25 protein-coding genes are annotated in these 16,526 nt (G+C 40.6%); all 25 read right to left on the reverse strand.

The genetic code is table 11. The annotated features are described in order from the left end of the window. Position 1: 1 nt before the first annotated feature. The 25 genes from NSS92_RS19175 to NSS92_RS19295 all read right to left on the reverse strand — a co-directional run bounded on the left by NSS92_RS19175 (position 2) and on the right by NSS92_RS19295 (position 16,327). Complete coding sequence (locus tag NSS92_RS19175) at positions 2–931, reverse strand: phage major capsid protein (RefSeq protein WP_106048419.1); 930 nt, start codon at positions 929–931, stop codon at positions 2–4. A gap of 23 nt (positions 932–954) precedes the next feature. Continuing rightward, positions 955–2,112, reverse strand: a complete 1,158-nt coding sequence (locus NSS92_RS19180) for an XkdF-like putative serine protease domain-containing protein (protein ID WP_340870328.1) — start codon at positions 2,110–2,112, stop codon at positions 955–957. A gap of 46 nt (positions 2,113–2,158) precedes the next feature. Next, the gene (locus NSS92_RS19185) at positions 2,159–3,028 is read right to left on the reverse strand and encodes a hypothetical protein (protein WP_340870330.1); all 870 of its coding nucleotides are present in this window, start codon (positions 3,026–3,028) and stop codon (positions 2,159–2,161) included. Positions 3,029–3,098: 70 nt separating this feature from the next. Next, entirely contained in the window at positions 3,099–4,010 is a 912-nt protein-coding gene (locus NSS92_RS19190; protein ID WP_340870332.1) for a phage minor head protein, read from the reverse strand. Continuing rightward, the gene (locus NSS92_RS19195) at positions 4,007–5,536 is read right to left on the reverse strand and encodes a phage portal protein (RefSeq protein WP_340870336.1); all 1,530 of its coding nucleotides are present in this window, start codon (positions 5,534–5,536) and stop codon (positions 4,007–4,009) included. Before NSS92_RS19195 ends, NSS92_RS19190 begins: the two co-directional genes overlap by 4 nt. Beyond that, a complete protein-coding gene (locus NSS92_RS19200) occupies positions 5,533–6,837 on the reverse strand; it encodes a PBSX family phage terminase large subunit (RefSeq protein WP_340870435.1) in 1,305 nt (434 codons plus the stop codon). The genes NSS92_RS19195 and NSS92_RS19200 overlap by 4 nt, the downstream gene beginning before the upstream one ends. A gap of 8 nt (positions 6,838–6,845) precedes the next feature. Then, on the reverse strand, positions 6,846–7,730 hold the full coding sequence (terS, locus tag NSS92_RS19205) for a phage terminase small subunit (protein ID WP_340870339.1): 885 nt from the start codon (positions 7,728–7,730) through the stop codon (positions 6,846–6,848). Positions 7,731–7,776: 46 nt separating this feature from the next. Further along, positions 7,777–8,025, reverse strand: a complete 249-nt coding sequence (locus NSS92_RS19210; protein ID WP_340870343.1) for a hypothetical protein — start codon at positions 8,023–8,025, stop codon at positions 7,777–7,779. A 135-nt stretch (positions 8,026–8,160) separates the two neighbouring features. Continuing rightward, positions 8,161–8,772 carry a Mom family adenine methylcarbamoylation protein gene (locus NSS92_RS19215; RefSeq protein WP_340870345.1) on the reverse strand — a complete coding sequence of 204 codons (612 nt, stop codon included), beginning with the start codon at positions 8,770–8,772 and terminating at the stop codon, positions 8,161–8,163. Continuing rightward, positions 8,769–9,284, reverse strand: a complete 516-nt coding sequence (locus tag NSS92_RS19220) for a ParB N-terminal domain-containing protein (RefSeq protein WP_340870348.1) — start codon at positions 9,282–9,284, stop codon at positions 8,769–8,771. Before NSS92_RS19220 ends, NSS92_RS19215 begins: the two co-directional genes overlap by 4 nt. A gap of 55 nt (positions 9,285–9,339) precedes the next feature. Beyond that, a complete protein-coding gene (locus tag NSS92_RS19225) occupies positions 9,340–9,684 on the reverse strand; it encodes a hypothetical protein (RefSeq protein WP_041506882.1) in 345 nt (114 codons plus the stop codon). Between the two features lie 90 nt (positions 9,685–9,774). Next, positions 9,775–9,957 carry a hypothetical protein gene (locus NSS92_RS19230; protein ID WP_165379089.1) on the reverse strand — a complete coding sequence of 61 codons (183 nt, stop codon included), beginning with the start codon at positions 9,955–9,957 and terminating at the stop codon, positions 9,775–9,777. A 476-nt stretch (positions 9,958–10,433) separates the two neighbouring features. Continuing rightward, positions 10,434–10,838 (reverse strand): hypothetical protein, encoded by a 405-nt coding sequence (locus NSS92_RS19235; protein WP_340870355.1) that lies wholly within the window; start codon positions 10,836–10,838, stop codon positions 10,434–10,436. Between the two features lie 12 nt (positions 10,839–10,850). Beyond that, the gene (locus NSS92_RS19240) at positions 10,851–12,557 is read right to left on the reverse strand and encodes a ribonuclease YeeF family protein (RefSeq protein WP_340870437.1); all 1,707 of its coding nucleotides are present in this window, start codon (positions 12,555–12,557) and stop codon (positions 10,851–10,853) included. 90 nt (positions 12,558–12,647) lie between these two features. Next, positions 12,648–13,031, reverse strand: a complete 384-nt coding sequence (locus NSS92_RS19245; protein ID WP_340870357.1) for an ArpU family phage packaging/lysis transcriptional regulator — start codon at positions 13,029–13,031, stop codon at positions 12,648–12,650. A 70-nt stretch (positions 13,032–13,101) separates the two neighbouring features. Then, positions 13,102–13,305: a hypothetical protein gene (locus NSS92_RS19250; RefSeq protein WP_262089546.1), complete on the reverse strand. Its 204-nt coding sequence runs from the start codon at positions 13,303–13,305 to the stop codon at positions 13,102–13,104. 33 nt (positions 13,306–13,338) lie between these two features. Next, positions 13,339–13,548, reverse strand: a complete 210-nt coding sequence (locus NSS92_RS19255) for a hypothetical protein (protein WP_340870363.1) — start codon at positions 13,546–13,548, stop codon at positions 13,339–13,341. Continuing rightward, positions 13,545–13,895 carry a hypothetical protein gene (locus NSS92_RS19260; protein WP_340870365.1) on the reverse strand — a complete coding sequence of 117 codons (351 nt, stop codon included), beginning with the start codon at positions 13,893–13,895 and terminating at the stop codon, positions 13,545–13,547. Before NSS92_RS19260 ends, NSS92_RS19255 begins: the two co-directional genes overlap by 4 nt. Continuing rightward, positions 13,892–14,302 (reverse strand): hypothetical protein, encoded by a 411-nt coding sequence (locus NSS92_RS19265; RefSeq protein ID WP_340870368.1) that lies wholly within the window; start codon positions 14,300–14,302, stop codon positions 13,892–13,894. The genes NSS92_RS19260 and NSS92_RS19265 overlap by 4 nt, the downstream gene beginning before the upstream one ends. Positions 14,303–14,319: 17 nt before the next feature. Next, the gene (locus NSS92_RS19270) at positions 14,320–14,661 is read right to left on the reverse strand and encodes a hypothetical protein (RefSeq protein WP_340870371.1); all 342 of its coding nucleotides are present in this window, start codon (positions 14,659–14,661) and stop codon (positions 14,320–14,322) included. A gap of 16 nt (positions 14,662–14,677) precedes the next feature. Continuing rightward, positions 14,678–14,941, reverse strand: a complete 264-nt coding sequence (locus NSS92_RS19275; RefSeq protein ID WP_340870373.1) for a hypothetical protein — start codon at positions 14,939–14,941, stop codon at positions 14,678–14,680. A 2-nt stretch (positions 14,942–14,943) separates the two neighbouring features. Further along, positions 14,944–15,303 carry a hypothetical protein gene (locus NSS92_RS19280; RefSeq protein WP_106065064.1) on the reverse strand — a complete coding sequence of 120 codons (360 nt, stop codon included), beginning with the start codon at positions 15,301–15,303 and terminating at the stop codon, positions 14,944–14,946. Positions 15,304–15,583: 280 nt separating this feature from the next. Beyond that, a complete protein-coding gene (locus NSS92_RS19285; protein ID WP_106065063.1) occupies positions 15,584–15,892 on the reverse strand; it encodes a hypothetical protein in 309 nt (102 codons plus the stop codon). Between the two features lies 1 nt (position 15,893). Further along, a complete protein-coding gene (locus tag NSS92_RS19290; protein ID WP_106065062.1) occupies positions 15,894–16,106 on the reverse strand; it encodes a hypothetical protein in 213 nt (70 codons plus the stop codon). A 20-nt stretch (positions 16,107–16,126) separates the two neighbouring features. Next, on the reverse strand, positions 16,127–16,327 hold the full coding sequence (locus NSS92_RS19295; RefSeq protein ID WP_340870378.1) for a DUF6877 family protein: 201 nt from the start codon (positions 16,325–16,327) through the stop codon (positions 16,127–16,129). Positions 16,328–16,526 lie beyond the last annotated feature (199 nt).

A 16,526-nucleotide genomic window follows, 5' to 3' on the forward strand; every position in this document is an offset into this window, starting at 1 on the left:
ATCACTCCTTGACCTTGATGATCTTAGCAACAGCATCCTCTTCCTCAAACTTGCTGTCGAGCTTCGCAGTCAACACAATGATGAATTTACGTCTACGGATGTCCTTATCAACTTCAATGCGAATGTTACGAGAGAAGCCAAGGATAATGTTTTTCGGATGAGTCAATAAAATGTCCGAAACATCTGTGCCGCCCTCTTCAATTCCATAAGGCTGCATGTTTGCAATACCTTTGACTGGAACACCGAATGCAGAGGAAAGCCCGCCTTGAACAGCTGCATCTCCGAGACCTGTCTGACGATCCGCTACTTTGTCTTTCCACTCGACCTCTTGACCTGGAGAAGTGTAGAAACGGAATTCTTGTGGAACTCGCAAGTATTTTGGCGGAACAGCTTTGTAACCTTCCTTGAATACTTGGCGTGTAAGTGGTTCACCAGCTACATCTACGATATGAGATGTTGCTTGCTTACGAATACCATCAAGTTGCGCTAGATATGCATCACTAGATTTCGTATCACCATTCAAAATCAATTCTTCAATATCAACGGCTGCACGCTCAGCAAGCATTTGCATGATAGTATTTTGTAAATTATCACCCTCGATGTTATTTTCAAGCGTGTCATATGTGATATTTACTTCAGCGATGACTTCTTTTGCATTAAGCTCCACAGTGCTTGTTGTTGGCGCAGTCTTTTGCTCATTAGTTAAACCTACACCTTCTTGACCAGGACGAAGAATCCGCTGACCAAAACCGATTTTTTCGATTTTTTGTGCATCACTATCCATTGGAATAACACGTGCATCTTGTAGCAGTGTTGGTGCATTTTGCACCATACGAATAAATGTGCTAGATTGGGTCGGATTCATGAGACCGCCTGTCTTTAAAGTACCCAGCGTCACTTCCGCTTTGTTAATTACCTCCTGATTTCTCACTCTAGTTCCTCCTTTTTCTCGGCTTAAAGCAAGCCGCCCCATACCGTTTCAGATTTTTGTAAGTCTTGTTGTTGTGCATCCCCTACTCCATTACCTTGCGGACGTGCTTTTTCAAGCGCTTCGACTCTTTCAACAACTGGAGCCAATGCCTTTTCTACAGCTGCGGCCATTTCTTTTGCGACAGCTTCATCCGTTTGGTTTTCTTGCGGATCAAGCTGACCTTCGCCCTCTCCCTTTTCAAGGTCATCCAGGCGCTTTACAACCGGTGCAATTGTTTCATCTAGCATCTTTTGCAGATCTTCTTTGTTCACTTCTTCTTCCTCCTTCTCTTCCGCTTGACTTAGCAAGTTGTCGATAGCGGCTCTTGCATTTTTCAATTCAGTTAAGTTAGCAGCTGAAAACTTTCGGCCAGCTTTTGCGACTTCTTCAGGTGGATCACTTTGGATCCCAGCCAAGTCATCAGTAAGCAAAATCTCTTGTGTGATTTCCACAAAGTCTTGCAGTGCTGCCCTCACCTTTTCAGGATCAGTCTCCAAGTCTTCATCGTCGTAAGAATCCCATTTATACAAAACGGAATTCAGCGCCTCTTGTGCCGCCCAAAACTCACGACGCATGCGGCCTTTGTCATATCTGTTCTTTACTTCTCCTTTAAGAAAGAAGTTTTTGAGCAAAGAAAAAAGCCCCTTCTCTTCAGAAGCTGGCTCACGCTCTTGTTTTCCTATGTCTGCTGTTCCGGCCATTGAATATCCGGTGATCTCGCCCTTTTGAATCTGTTCCCAAATTTCATCGGAAGCCTTCGTCACAAGGACCCACGATCCTTTCTTGATCATCTCATCGCCCATTTCAAAGTCAGACGGAGCAATGTACGATTCAACGACTTCACCGACACCGCCTTGGAAATCATGCTGCTTATCGATCTCACGTGCATCTTTCAGGAACCCGTGAGCGGCTTTCTCGATTTCTTCTGGTGTCATATAATCCCCATGTGCATCAGCTACGTTGGGTTCGTATACAATACCGTACACAAGACGCTGTGCATCATCAGCCTTCGCAATGACCTTGATCTCTTTTTGAAAGTCATTTTCTTTTTCTGACTTAACGAAAAAAAACTGCTTTTGATTAGCAGCTTTGTCTACGTATGAAACGTGTGTGATTTTTGCGTTTATCAATTCGCGTGGCAATTCATTCACCTCCTTTCAAATATAAGATTAGGTGTTTTCGCAACACTTATTCAATTCTCCAATTTCTCCAATTGTTTAACACATTCTCTGTACTATTTATAATATTCTTAATGGGATTAGCCTTTTCCTCAATGAGATTTTGCCTAGCTTTTGTACAAGCTTGTAGAACTACTTCTCTACGTTCATTGTCTAATTCCAGTAAATAATCAGCACCTTGGTATGGATAAAGTCTTTTTTGGTAAAGAAGAACATACCACCCCGTAGTAACATACTGAGGAATCTCGTTATCTTTTTTACCTGTTATCTCCATATACCTCTTTCTGAATTCAGGAAGTTTATCATGATATGCACCACTGCCATCCAACATGTCGTATGGAGTTGTAACCCATTTACATTCATCTGGAGTAATTGATGTTACTATGTCATTCAATTTAGAATTCAAATGCATGCCTTTTTCAATATAATCTTGTGTAAACCCCTGCAATGTGTTTCTATATGTGGAGTCTACCTCCGATAGAGCTCTTAAAGAAACTAAATGCATGTTTGCCGCAATAAAAAAACCTCCTGTAGCTTTATATCCCATATCGTATAAACGACTAGCCAGTCTTGAAGATTCAATTTGTGCATTTGTAATTACATCTCTATCGTGAGTCTCTTGATATATTTTTAATTGATTACTTACATGTCTACAATCGGACAAATATTGATTTTTAAATGCATCGTCTAGAAGCTCTGCTACTCTAGAACATACTTCATCAACAGCATTTTTAAACATAAGCTCCATTTTATTTTGATTTTGAGAAAAATGCTGTCTTATTAGATCAGATAAATATTCTCCAGCTAATGGAACTGCATAATTAATAGCGATGTTGACTATCCAATCTTTCCAATCAACTTCAGTTTCTTCTGGTGACATAATATCTCTCCTTTTTCAGATAGTAATATTCTTAGGAGAGAATGATTTAATTATTCTTAGAAAAATCAAATCAATTTACAGTTACTTGTTGTCTTAAACCTTCTTTTTCTTCAGCTGACAAACCAAGAATAACAGGATCAACCACAGGACCAACCGCACAATGACAATTTACTCTCTCTTTAGGAGAAAGCGTGGTATCTCTTGGAAACATGCACCGCTCTCCGCTGCCTGGTATCTCAAATTCTTCATCGAGAGGGATGATAGTTCCATCCAACTGCACATGACTTTCTCTTGACTGATTCTTCTTCCCACCGCTGTGCTTCCACTTCTTCCCCGTTACTGCCGGGGATTGGACATAGGATTCATGTTGAGCAACAGAAGAAGCGGTCAACACTTCGGTTACAGCTGTGACACGTGCGCGCTTCCGGCTGAATTCAGGAAGGTCCTTTAGCTCTAGTTCAATTTCTTGAATAGAGCGGCCTTCTCTTATACCATCTTTCAAGGTTTGTTCAATAGCCTCATGAGTATTCAGCTGCATCAGCTGCGCCAACTCCTGAGACCATGATTCAATCCATTGTTCAGTTTTCTCAGAAAGAACCTTGAATGGAATATCTGCATCGATGGAATGCATGATCTTCTCGGCCAACTGCGTGACCGTAAGTGTTAGAAAGACAGCCGTTTCTTTTCCGAACAACTCCGCAAATTCATCAGCTGCAAACAAGTCATTTTGGAAGAACGCTAGAATTGATTCTAACGTCTCCGAATCATCCTTGGATATAAAACCATTCAAAGCATTTAAAAACGTCCTGCGTTGCAATCTGAGAAGTTTTGCGGCGGTTTTCTCGTACTCTTCCACCAAAGAAGGGATATCCTCCAGTTCAGGGAAATCTGCTACAGCTGCTTCAAGTTCCTTGACCTCATCTTCCTCAGCTTTTTTCACAAAGGTATTGATGTTTTTTATCAGCTGATCGATCTTGCTCATTTGCGGATCTCCTCTAGTTCATCCCTAAGGTCTTTGAGGATAGATACCAATTCATTGTTAGTGCCCGCAGACTTTTGAAGAACCGTATCAAGCAAGCTAGTTGATGCCTTTGGCTTCGCCTCAATTGGTCGGTGATATTCTTCCTCTGGCCATTCTTCAAGTGTCTTACCAAGAATACGGCCAGCCAGATCACGCAGGTCATTCGGTGAAACCGCTCCTGCTTGAATAAACGGTGTAAGAACCTTTGCAATTTCGAGCGGATCACGAAAGTCTGGACCATTCAAAATGAGCCGCACATGCCAGAGATCGAGATCAGGAAGAAAGAGTGTATTGAGCTTGCCAGTGATGATCATTCGCTCTGGCTGAAATACCTGTTCCTCAGTTGTCTTACGAGCGGTGTCAGCTGTCGCCTTGTTATAATCCTGTGATTCGCCTGTGTAGATCGGCGGCAGACGGAAAGAAGAACGTATCTTGTTTCTCGTCTTCTCGTCGTATTCAAGGAACAGCGCATCCTCCTGAAGAATCTCGGCCAGTGATTTTATTTCAACTTTCACAGGTGCAGGGTCTTCGTCATTGCTTACTTCGTCCTTTTTCTTTTTAGGAATCCCTTCGACTTCAAGCAAAAGGAATTTATGTGCATTGTCTGAACCCTCGATGCCATTCATGTACTCTTGCAGCTGCTCATACGAAGATTCAGACAGCATCCCATTTTCCACTGTGATGGCAGCTGGTACATGCCGCCCTTGTTTAAAATACAGATAGTTCAGTTCTTCAGCTTTGCGCGCTCCATACATATTGACGATGTTACCAATCCAACGAGGAACACCATATGTACCGCTGCCAATCTTGAAGTGGATGACTTCACTTGCTACAAGATCAGAAGGGGTGTCTTCGCTGTATTCTCCCGTAGCAGCATTCATTGTTCTTGGATCGCCGTACTCTTTGAAGAATACTTTTTTAGTGTTGACCTGCTGCACATATTTACGGAATCGTTTCTTCCGTTGCAATGACTTCACATGGCCGTTTTCTGTGTATCGGAATTCGACGTCAACGGGATCGCTTAGCTTACAAACACGTAAGTATTGTGCATCCAGATATTCAATGCCTGCAGGCTTCCCTGTACCTTCTCGAAGCACTTCGACAAATCCATTACCGGTTTTCTCTCGGTCTTCTATTACATAACCAAGAACTACTTCGGCTGACTCATCATAGTTCATATATCTGACGAACTCTTCAAGTTGGGTCCATTCTTTCTCAGCTGCCTCTTTCTTTCCCTCTGGTGCATTCTCAGCGTTAAAGTCGAAAGTGTATTCAACTCCCAAGCCGAATCCTAGAATATTCGTTTTATACGCATCGATGCATTGCTGAAGAATGGTAGAATACTCGGCTATTTGTTTGAGCTCTTGGATATTATATGGAGGCTCGATCAATCCATCAGCCTCATAGTTAAAACTATCATCATGAATTTGTTTCGTAGTTTGAGAGATGTCTGCTTTAAACACAGTAGCTTTCACATGTTTTGTCATAGCCTTCTCATCGACCTCCTTTCTCTATTAGGGCGTTTCCGCTCTTTAGGCTGCTCTTTCAGATCGGTGACCTCATAATCATCTAACGCATACCAGATGGCTGAAAAAGTATGAGGATCAATCTGAAACTCGTCCTCTATGATATTGCCGTGCTTGTCTGTCTTGTACGTGAGCGGCTGAAGCTCATAGATCGTGTTTTTGCATGAGTCGGAACAAATGATTTTCTTAAACCGCTTGATCTTCTTGGTGTACTGCAAGCGTGATCCCTGGAACTTATGAGCAGCCACCATGTTGTATCCCATCTTGCGGAAATATGCGATTGTCTTCTGCTCATTATCAGCCTTGATCAACTCTTTTGTTTCAACGAACTCTTTCAAGTCCTCGACAGTTACGTCATCAGTCTTGCCGCGATCGTAATACTCCCAATAGATATATAGATATTTCTTCTCGTGATCCACAGCCAACCTAACAACTGCGTTATATGAATCAACAAAACCAAAGTCCATGCCTGCTCTAAGCAAAGGACGATTAATATTTGAGATGGCCAGCATCACATCTTCATGCGGCTGCACCTCGAATTGTGGCAGCACACGAATTCCGTTTATGCCAAAATGACCTTTCCTCGCAATTCGATAAAGGTCGGGATCATATTCTTTTAGTTCGTCCAGCTGCTTAATGTAACTGACCGGAAGGAACAAGTTGTCTTCAGCTGTAGAATGATGATAGTACGTATCATTGATAGCGATGGTGCGTTCTTTGTATAAAGTCTCGTCATCCAGGATAAATCGGTTGTTCTGATCATCCTTAAAGAAATGTCTGTACGTCCAATTATCCTGGCCGACAGGGTTCGTTGATAAGATCATGTGCAGCTGTAATGTTGGATGACGCAAACGACCAAGCAGCTCCTTAAATCCCTCGTACTTAACCTCGGAACATTCCTCAATCCATATGATCGAGATGTTGTTGATCGACTTCAATTTTGCTGGCTTGTCCAACCCTTTGAAGATGATCCGGCTCCCATTATGGAATTTAAGCATGAGCGGTGATGTTCTACACTGGATCACATGATCGAGTCCAAGATCATTAACGATCTCTTCAAATAAAGAAAATGTGGAATCTCTGTGCGTGTCATAGACTTCACGAATCACAAGAGCAGTTCGCTTTTCATCAAGCAGCTTTAGGATGAGTTTCAATGCGATGTGATAACTCTTAGATGATCCGTAACCTCCCACTAGGAACTGAAACTTCTGGTTCCAGTCAAAAAGAAAGTCCTCAAAGTGTGGATTGACCTCTTTTTCCATCAGATGCATCAGCCATCACCTTTTTTCTTTGCTCTCTTAATTGTGATCTGTACAGAGTCATCAACAGGTCGAGCGGTGATCCGCTCCAGCTCTGCTTCTCGTGTTCGGTTTGCAAGATCGAGACCACGAAGTCTCAATTCATGCTCTGACATAGTTTTCATTATGTCGTGTTTCTGCCTAATGGCTTTAAGACGCTTGTCTGTTACTCGCGTCAATGCTTCCTCTATTTCAAGGATGCGGTCAATCACAGGTAATTGAGTTTCTTCCACTTCAGTGACTACAAGACGTTCATTGATGATTGGAACGTATTTGACAACACCATTCTCACTTGTCGAAGGTGCGACATCTTTTGTTTTTCTAAGTTGCTGAAGAACCCGTCGTTGATTATCGGTTAAACCATTTTCATACTTCATGATCCTATGCATCATACGCCGCTCTCGAATACTAAGCTCACGTATGGTCAATTCAATTTGATAGAGCGGATCGGTCTCAATCTGCTCAAAGAGCTCCTTTTCTGTGTCGTCCATATAATCGAACATGATCGATTCAAATTCACCTGTTCGCACAGAATTTCTGTTTCCTTTTGGAGCACCACCAGTATTCCCTTTAGCGTTTTGGTTACCTGGCGGTGCCTTCCCACCTTTATTGCCTTTAGCGTTTTTACTCCCTTTTGGAGCACCAGGGCGTTTAGTAACGTTACCATTGGTTTTTTCTTTCGGTTTAGTAACGTTACCATTCAATTTCTCATCCCAAGAGTCTTGGTTCTTCCATTTGCGGATAAGCGATTGTGAACACTCTAATTCTTCAGCAATGTCTTTCAGCAAACAGGTTCCGTTGCTTTCTTTCCACAATTGGAATGCCTGATCTCTTTTGGGATTTCGCGGTCTAGCCATTACATATCACCCACCTCCGAGCTGTTGAATTAAGTTTGAGTTGTTTTCAAATATCGTCATGCTTCTGAAGATCGATGTCGAGTTCTATGAGCTTCTTCAGATCTTCTACTGAAGACAATTTGATGTTGCCTTCTTTAAAATCCCTCACCCATTGAGAGATACAAGCCTGTGCAATTTTGCGATAGTTCTCTTTTGATTTATCAATACCTTCAGCCTGTTCAGCTTGAAGAATCATAAGCATTTCTTTCTTTTCTTCGTCAGAAAGGGAACGTGTGTTTGTATTTTCTGTTGTCATTCTCCCTTACCTCCATTACAATAGTGGATGAGAGCGTGATATTTTCCCACAAACGCGGCCGCGTCTTGATCACGCTCTTAGGCAGGGAGGTTCTTTCTGTCTTTGAAGGGAGGGTGTTGTCAGCACCCTCTTTTTTTACTGTTTCGGGTATGGCTTATGAAGATGAATAATTTTTTTTCGCATTTTCTTCGTCAATGGCATTAAATATTTATGTTTGCCAATAGTAATATGTTTTTGAGCATTAGAATCAATATTTTCTTTTAACCATTCCAGCCTTTGACTACCTTTACCATATTTAGAATGAATGGACTTTGGATGAGTTTTCTTACCGTTAATAATGAAGTAATGCTCTCCATCTGTTTTCCCTTCATAAATCCAATTTGTTGCTTGATAAATACCACCATGATGATTTTGTTCTGCGTCTGCATAACTGATAATCAATTGAATATTAGGTGATTGATTTCTCAAAAATTTAATTGCTTTTGCTAAAATTTCTGAAACAAATGATTTATGTTTAGTCAATGCTACACGAGTTAATTCACAACATTCCTTTTGTGTTAATCCATATGGAGAGCCAATTCTACTGTTTGCACCTCTACTAAAAATAACAACACCTATGAAGTTCCCATCTTCCCAAGCTCCGACTTTGACTAACTTTCCTACTGGTAAACATTTGCTATAATGAAATTGTTCACATGCGAATTTAGCTGCTTCATGAGTAGCCCAAGCGACTTTAAGATCACTCACTCTCTTTCAAACTCCTCTCCACAATGCGGACAAACAATTATTTTTGTACTTAGCACACCAAGATCACCTTGATCATCTTCAGTGCCTTCTTCAAAGTTCGGAATATCTATATCACCTAACATTTTTTTTAAATCTACATCATCAAACCCAGTAAGAGTTAAATCTACTTCTCCGATCGTTTTGAGTTCTTCTAATAAAACTAATAGTTTTTCTTCATCCCAATCGCCATCTATTTTATTAAGGGCAATATTCAATGCTTTCTCATCCTGATCATTAAGAGACACGACAGACACTTTAATTTCTGTTGGATTGTCTTCCATTAATACTTTGAAACGTTGATGACCGCCTACAAGATGGCCAGTCCGTTCATTCCAGATGAGCGGATCAACGTATCCAAACTTTTCTATAGATTGTTTTAGTGAATCATACTCGGGATCTCCTGGTTGTAGATCAATTCGGGGGTTATATGTTGATGGGTTAATTTTATGTACGGGAATTGTTTTGATATTCATCGCTGTTTCCTCCTATAAAAACAAATGATGCCGCCCTAAAGGCGGCATCAGCTGCTTACTTGATGTAAAATTCCGATGTGTAGAATGTACCGACAGTTTCAACATGGTTGCCATGTTTGTCATATCGCTCTACATCCACCTTGAATCGATACGTACCTTTTTTGTTACCTAGTGATTCCTTGATATCGAATTCATCATACTTTTTCTCTGCTGGGTTAAGCGGGTTAGGTGAATTCGTTTTGATTGTGACCCATTTCCCTTCAACCTTTCTTTGAGGAATAAGGTTTGGCCCACAAATGTAATCATTGTGATTCTGAATCGCAACAACCACAACCTTGTCCTTTCCTAAAGTATGATTCGCTTTTTTCGGATTAGCAGATACACCAAACTTTGATGCCATGCTCATCATCTCCCTTTTTATATTTTTGCGCTCCTATCCCTCACCAAAGCACCTGCAGCCATACACCCAAAAGACGACTGTTCCCAAAATTTATCGTTTTCTTCGGATACGGCCGCCTTGTCGTTGGTACGTTTCGCGTCTCGTTCCCATGATTTCTTCCCAATCCCTTTTCGTAATGGGATCAGCATCGTTCTCCTTCTTTCTATTAGAACCAGGAGCAATGCTTTTAAATTGCTTTAATGTCTCTTTAGAAACAGAATCCCTGATCTTCATTTCACTCGCTCCTTGCCGAATAAGCACCACCTTACGCTATTCGCTTAAATAGATTTTGCAATGATGACTACACTCCGAGAGGATGCCAAGTACAGTCAATCATCAAGTAAAATGAAAAACTGTCCTCGATACGGCCGCCGCAGACCAGCTGCTATCCAGGCTCAGAATGTCCCTCTCGTATGGCCACATTCCTCAACACCTTTGTTCCGTATCCAGATACGCCATTGATAAGGGAAAGACGCGTCTCCCAATAAAAAAAGCGGACACCAATCAAGGCACTTAAAGTGCTCAATGATCAGCGTCCGCAGGTTCTTCCTTCTGGACAAAATATTCACGTTCGTTTTGCTTGTCTCTATCATACGATGATCCACTTAGGAAAAAAGGTCCCCTTTTTATCCCCCTTTTTGTCGGCTTTTTCTCGGTTTTTTCTCGGCAATGCAAATAAAAAAGTGCCCATAAAGATGGACACTCTAGTTTTAAAAATCATGTTCAAAATCGATGTCATATAAATCAACCCATTCAACAAAATCAGGCATAGTTTTTGTACTTAAAAAGTGTTGAACAATTCTATATGCTTCTTCTCGACTTACATAACTGCATGATGGTACTTTCATTGGTTCTCCACCAACCAAATGCTCTATTGTTTCTATTTCAACATCCTTTTTCAAAGGGACTAAATAATCAGGATGTCTCATGATAAAGAATCCATATGGCTCATCATAAAAGAAAATAAGCCATTCATTTTCTCCTTCTACCTCAAAACAAGAATCTCCACTTCCTTGTTTCCAATAATCCGCTTCTTTTTCAAAGAAAATATTTTTAATAAATTCTTCTTCTGGGTTTTCAATTGGTTCTTCAACTGGTCCATTATATACAATCACGAAATTTCCTCCTTATTTAGTTGCTTTGATAACTAAAGGTTTTTCTAATCCACCACTATAAACTTCTAATTCATCAACCCCCAACCTTTTTAGCAAGGCTGGCATTTCTCCTCTACAAATATTGCAAGTCTTCCTATCTACAAACATAGTTACTTTTTGCGGTAATTGACCTTCCTTTTCAAAAGCTCTAATTAATGAATGAGATTCTGCATGTGTCAATGACTGAGCATGGCCTAAATGTTTAGGGGAACTCTTTTTAGGTGGAACCCATTGTACTTCTTTTAACCACTTTTGTCTTAGCTCTCTTGTTGCTTTTTGCGACTCTTTAGTGATCGTGGAATTCACTCCAAAAAATGTCCTGTCGTTAACTTTAACTGCTGCTACCGTATCACCAGAATCAATAGCATAAGGTTTTAATCCCGCTTTTTCCCTGAATCTCTTTATTTCATCATAGCTTTCACTAATTTGTTTATTTGACTTCTGGATAACTCCTGGAGTTTTCTTTACAGGTCCTTTCATACCAAACGGTAAAAGCATTGCAAGCGCTGCATTCATACTTGCTTCCTGCTGTTCTTTCGAGACCTTGTTTCCAAACATGTCTCGGCCTGTAATCGCTTCGCTGAAGCCATTGGTGGCGGTCAGTCCATATAAACCTTTTTGGGATGTTTTCAAAGCGTCAAAAGACTTTTGTGATGTCTTGTAAATGTCGACTGCCCTGACTGCGGCTGATGTGGCTTGAGTTGTTTTATAGACGGCCTTTCCGCCTTTGAAAATGCGTCCTGCCCAACCGACGATAGGGATGTAGCCGGCTGCTGCCATGCCGCCTGCGGCGACTCGCTGTCCTGCGGTGAGTTCCTCGCCTGTGATTGGATCAATGCCTGTTGCGGCTCGTTTTGCATCATTCACACCTGTTAACTCATTTACAATGTTTCCCCCATAATCGAGGGCTTTTTCATACCAAGGACGGTTGGCGAGTGCTTCTTGTTCCTTTGCGATCTCGCGGGCTTCTTCTTGTTCTTTTTTGATTTTGAGATATTCTGCAGTTTGCTTCTCAATATCACTTTTTGCCTTATAGATTTCACTATCTTGAAATGCTTTTTTATCAAAATTCATAGGTGAAATGGATTTCCCGTCATTCGTGGCATTGATCATTTCTGCGTACAATGCCATTGTAGCTTGTTGCTCTGTCTCTGACAAAGCATATTCATCTTTTAAATTTTGATCAAGTTCTATTAAATCTTTAACCGTTTTCTTTCGCTCGTCTTCCGCATCTTCGATCTTTTCATCAAAGGTTTGGCTATCAAATACCTCCAGAGAAATGAGGTCATCAATATCTTCAAAAATCGTTTTAAGCGCATTTTTTTGATCCTTCACAATGCTTTTGGCATTTTTGATGCCCATATGTACCGCATTGTCTAAAAAGTGCTCTTCTATAAAGGTATCGCCGCCAAAGCTCGTATCATCAAGTGTCCCAGATACACCTTCATGAAAAGCTATTTGCTTATCAATGAAGCTGATAAACATGTCCACATTTCCAGCCAGCTCTTTATAAAAGCTTTTAATATTATCGGCACCTTTACCAGTGAAATCATCACCAAGGTTTGCCACGCCTTGTAGTGCCTTTTTTAAATCAATCATTTGTTCGCGGAGTTCCTGATAGTGTTTCGCTCTTGTATCCATGGCACTGGTTAGTGCTTTTGCATCAAGTATCTTCCCCAGAAGAAGTCACTCCCTCCTATTCATTGACAAGGTCAATTTTACCAATATGAAGTTTACCATTAAATAGGAATAAAGATACAAAAACAGCACTCATATGATTCCGAGTGCTGTTGAAAGATTAAACGTCGCTTGCTTCTTCAATTTGTAATACCGGTCTTTCTTCAGACCCAGTTCTTCACACACCTCCAAATCCTTCACCACACGCGGTGTCAGGTATTTCATCCGGATGATGTCTTGCTCTATTTCGTCTAGGCTGTTTTCTAACGCTCTTTCTATCTGCCGGACTTTCAGTTCATTTAAAACTTCCTGGTTCCTGAGAGTAGGAAAAAGACCTGTTGCACCGTTTGCCTCCTGTTCCTTTCTGTTTTCTTCCTTCACCTTCAGGGCTCTATAAACCTTCAGCTCCTTGATCAGAGCATTTCGGACTTGTTTCTCATCGATCCCTGGCAGTAAACACAATTGTTCAGCTCCCATTTCCTCAACCTCCTATAAACAATGAAAGACATAGACCAGGGCAATTTTGCACCGATCTATGTCATATGATTTATTCTTCTATTGGAAAGACTCTGATCTCAAACGCATTCTCCAACGGCAGATAGATAGCTGATTCGTATTTATATTTATCCCCATCTAAATCAGCAATCCCATACTTTGCAACTAAACGAATCAAGTTATCAACCTTTTTAATATCAATCGGTTGAGTAGATATTTCTTTAAAATTGTCATCAACAAATCGTACATTCATCATTTGCGTTACCTCCGTCTTGGACTTATTTAGTTTTCAAGCCATTGCCTTAATATGAAGATCAGTGATCCATTGCATTAATTCTTCAAAGGTTGGATCACGTTTTTCAAGATGACAGTTAATCATGTAATTTTTAAGATTTTCTCCCACATCGGAAAGCCAATCTACTCCAAAATATTCTGCATAAGCTTTCTGTTCATAGTCTTCTAACATATCGGCCATTTTCTTTGCAGTCATTTTCGTCATTCCGCTACCTCCGATTCTGATATAGCAGCTTCAACCTTTGCTAAAATCAATTTTTCTGTTTCTGTTAGCTTATGGCCGTGCATTTTTGTGTGTAGAATGTTGTCTTTGATAGCAACAAGTTCTGATCTATCAAATTTGAAAAATCCTTTAAAGCAGGCTGGAAGAATATCTATTTCCACTTCGTCTCCAAAAACGTCTTCATGCAAGAAGAGAAACCATGTATCTTCGTGATGATGCTCCCCTCGCTCCAAAATGTCTTCTTTTGTTTCCGCGACTGTTTGGAGAAGAAAGCCGCTCTCGTTGATTATTTTTGTTTCGTCAGGTAGGTTTGATAATTTGATTGTCATTTTCTCACCTCGAAAGCGGGCGTGTAGATATTGCCTTTGACACCTGTCCAATTTTTATATTTATAGATTGTCATCTTGATTCGATGCGTGCCAGCAGTGTGATTGACTGTATAAAATTCCTTTGCAGGTGTGGCGGTCTTGAATGATCCCACTAGACTAAACCGCTGATCTTTCCATTTGCCACCTACTCGTTTTTGCAAAGTGAAACGATAATAGACCGTTTCAGAACCAGTTTTACGCGCTGTGACATCAATGCTTTTAGCACGTGGGGTGTATGAATTGGCATCCGTTGATACGCTGACTGTATGCCCTCCAATTGTTTTATATCCGCTCGTTACTGCCACAGCAGACGGCGCATAAAGCACCGCCGCAATAATAATAGTTAGTGTGATTAGTAGTTTTTTCATTTGTCATCGTCCTCCTCTTATCTAAATTCCAATGGTTCATTTTGTTGATGTGCTAGTTCCATTCCCTCTGCAAGATAGAGAGCGTTGATTTTATCTCGATCATCATCCGGCCAATTGCGGACAAGTTGACGCAATCTAGCAGCAACGGTTTTACAAACGTCAGGCGGTAAGTCATCTTCACAGTCTGAATGATCCAGCAATGGAATGATGTCATCATCATAGTTCTCAAATGGTATATCCCCACCAAAGCCCTGCATATCATCTAAATTCATTCCGATACATGCAGCTAACTTTCTTCTAAAATTACCGAAACCGCTGTATGCCCAATGTGCTTCGCAATGAGTAAAATCTAATCCCATGATTCATTCCCCTTCCTCACAGCAAGCTGCCGTCCATTAATAAAACACGTTCTTCTTCATCCTCTAAATTCTCAATCATTTCTACCTTTGTTATCTCGGCATCATCGGTCTCTGCTAACAAAACTCCATAAGTTACAGCAGCATTGATAGCTGACACTTCTTTCATGTATAGATCACCTTCGTCAGCTGCTACATCGTCTAAATAGAGTTTAATTGCACTTTCTTTTGTGTTCGCTTTAATGAGTGCATAATATGGATTTCTCATTTTAAAAAATTTCATCTTCATTCCCCTTCCGCTTCTTTTTTCAACTCAAATCCCAGCCCTAAAGCTAAGGTATAAACAGTTTTTGCATGTTCAGCATAGTTGGCAGGGGAATCATGTTTTAATTCCCAATCATTTGAATAATTCTGCTTTGCTTCTCGATATAATGACAAAAACATGTCATAATGCCTCTGCAATGTTCTTTCTTTCTGCTGTTTATATTCCTGAATATTTTGCACTAAACAATCGATGACATAATCCTGAGAAACGACCATTTCATAATCAATTCCAGGACACTTAGATGCACAAATGCCTTCACTGTTTCGCATGATCACTTCGCCGGATGATAGAGTTATTTGAAATGCTTTATTTTTGGTCATTGTGCCCTCTCCTTTTTTTGCTGCCTAATATCCATTTCTGTCATGCCACAATCTACACAATAATAATAGTCAGGTTCCAACAAGTGTTCCTCTCCTGCCATAGGACAGTAGCTCATTTCCATTTGCTTATGTTCACAGGATTCCTGACGTTTCCTCTTTTCTCTCTGTCTAACAACTGAACAATACTTAGTTTCATGTAACTTGGCTCCATGCGGGGTAAGAAGGCGTTTCCCACAGAGTTCACATTGATAGAGCGTTTGATTCTCTAATATTTTCACCATCAATATTCCGCCTCATGTCTTGCCTTGATCCTTTCAAATTCTTCGATTGTATAATCAACATGAGCCGGATCGTAACAGTTTTTGAGATCGTTAATATCAAGCGGAGCATTGTGTTGAGACACAAGGTTGTAAAAATCGGTTAAATCTTGATCACTTGGTTTCTCACGATCTTTTCTAATGAGACACAGCGCATCTGTAATTTCTTTTACATCTCCGTTAGGATCGGTTAAATCCATAAAATCAGGTCCATAGCTTAGATAGCGTTCAGTATGTTTATTTTTAAATACAATCGCTGGCACAGTTTTCATATCAGAGGCCCTCCTGCAAATCTTGTATATCGCCTTGATAAAACGTCTGTTGCTTAATTACTACAAATGTAATAGGGGCACTTCCTAACTGTGTGTAGGACCCGAATTGTTTAAGTAAAGCTTGTTTCGTTTCTTCCGCCGTTGGATAGTGATCCCACTTTCCACAAGTGAATTTATCCAATACTTTTAGAACAAAAATATTCTTTAATTCCATAATGATCTCCCTCTCTTTTTTCACTCTGCTCGCTTGGCCTGTTCATTAAATCGGCGCAGCAGCTCACCTTTAATTGTTTCAGCTTTTTTTCTTTGTCCTTTGATGTAAGGACTATTGATGCGATCACCAGACAGCACCGCATCCCCTATTCGTCGTTTGATGTCATCCAGCGCCATCCAAAGCCCTTCATACGACATGTTTTCAGATGGTTTAAATTCCATATGACCCTCCCTCAGAACAGTGTCAGCTGTTCCTGGTGTTGTTCTTTTTGCTTTATTAAAAAATGCCTGGCTTCAAATGCTCCATAGTGTGAGCCAGGACTATCAAATTTTGATACATAATAATGAGCGGAACCGAGAGGAAAGAGAAAGTATTCTACGCCCTTTTCTAACGGTGTAAACTCATTAGTGAGACATATTC

The sequence above is a fragment of the Bacillus sp. FSL M8-0166 genome, assembly GCF_038008825.1.
Classification (GTDB): domain Bacteria; phylum Bacillota; class Bacilli; order Bacillales; family Bacillaceae; genus Bacillus; species Bacillus safensis.

Excerpts from the sequence above, each read along its gene's own strand:
- NSS92_RS19185 (WP_340870330.1), bottom strand. The coding sequence starts at position 3,028 with ATGTCACCAGAAGAAACTGAAGTTGATTGGAAAGATTGGATAGTCAAC.
- NSS92_RS19190 (WP_340870332.1), bottom strand. The coding sequence starts at position 4,010 with ATGAGCAAGATCGATCAGCTGATAAAAAACATCAATACCTTTGTGAAA.
- NSS92_RS19195 (WP_340870336.1), bottom strand. The coding sequence starts at position 5,536 with ATGACAAAACATGTGAAAGCTACTGTGTTTAAAGCAGACATCTCTCAA.
- NSS92_RS19200 (WP_340870435.1), bottom strand. The coding sequence starts at position 6,837 with ATGGAAAAAGAGGTCAATCCACACTTTGAGGACTTTCTTTTTGACTGG.
- terS (WP_340870339.1), bottom strand. The coding sequence starts at position 7,730 with ATGGCTAGACCGCGAAATCCCAAAAGAGATCAGGCATTCCAATTGTGG.
- NSS92_RS19210 (WP_340870343.1), bottom strand. The coding sequence starts at position 8,025 with ATGACAACAGAAAATACAAACACACGTTCCCTTTCTGACGAAGAAAAG.
- NSS92_RS19220 (WP_340870348.1), bottom strand. The coding sequence starts at position 9,284 with ATGAATATCAAAACAATTCCCGTACATAAAATTAACCCATCAACATAT.
- NSS92_RS19225 (WP_041506882.1), bottom strand. The coding sequence starts at position 9,684 with ATGGCATCAAAGTTTGGTGTATCTGCTAATCCGAAAAAAGCGAATCAT.
- NSS92_RS19230 (WP_165379089.1), bottom strand. The coding sequence starts at position 9,957 with ATGAAGATCAGGGATTCTGTTTCTAAAGAGACATTAAAGCAATTTAAA.
- NSS92_RS19245 (WP_340870357.1), bottom strand. The coding sequence starts at position 13,031 with ATGGGAGCTGAACAATTGTGTTTACTGCCAGGGATCGATGAGAAACAA.
- NSS92_RS19250 (WP_262089546.1), bottom strand. The coding sequence starts at position 13,305 with ATGATGAATGTACGATTTGTTGATGACAATTTTAAAGAAATATCTACT.
- NSS92_RS19255 (WP_340870363.1), bottom strand. The coding sequence starts at position 13,548 with ATGACGAAAATGACTGCAAAGAAAATGGCCGATATGTTAGAAGACTAT.
- NSS92_RS19260 (WP_340870365.1), bottom strand. The coding sequence starts at position 13,895 with ATGACAATCAAATTATCAAACCTACCTGACGAAACAAAAATAATCAAC.
- NSS92_RS19265 (WP_340870368.1), bottom strand. The coding sequence starts at position 14,302 with ATGAAAAAACTACTAATCACACTAACTATTATTATTGCGGCGGTGCTT.
- NSS92_RS19270 (WP_340870371.1), bottom strand. The coding sequence starts at position 14,661 with ATGGGATTAGATTTTACTCATTGCGAAGCACATTGGGCATACAGCGGT.
- NSS92_RS19275 (WP_340870373.1), bottom strand. The coding sequence starts at position 14,941 with ATGAAATTTTTTAAAATGAGAAATCCATATTATGCACTCATTAAAGCG.
- NSS92_RS19280 (WP_106065064.1), bottom strand. The coding sequence starts at position 15,303 with ATGACCAAAAATAAAGCATTTCAAATAACTCTATCATCCGGCGAAGTG.
- NSS92_RS19285 (WP_106065063.1), bottom strand. The coding sequence starts at position 15,892 with ATGAAAACTGTGCCAGCGATTGTATTTAAAAATAAACATACTGAACGC.
- NSS92_RS19290 (WP_106065062.1), bottom strand. The coding sequence starts at position 16,106 with ATGGAATTAAAGAATATTTTTGTTCTAAAAGTATTGGATAAATTCACT.
- NSS92_RS19295 (WP_340870378.1), bottom strand. The coding sequence starts at position 16,327 with ATGGAATTTAAACCATCTGAAAACATGTCGTATGAAGGGCTTTGGATG.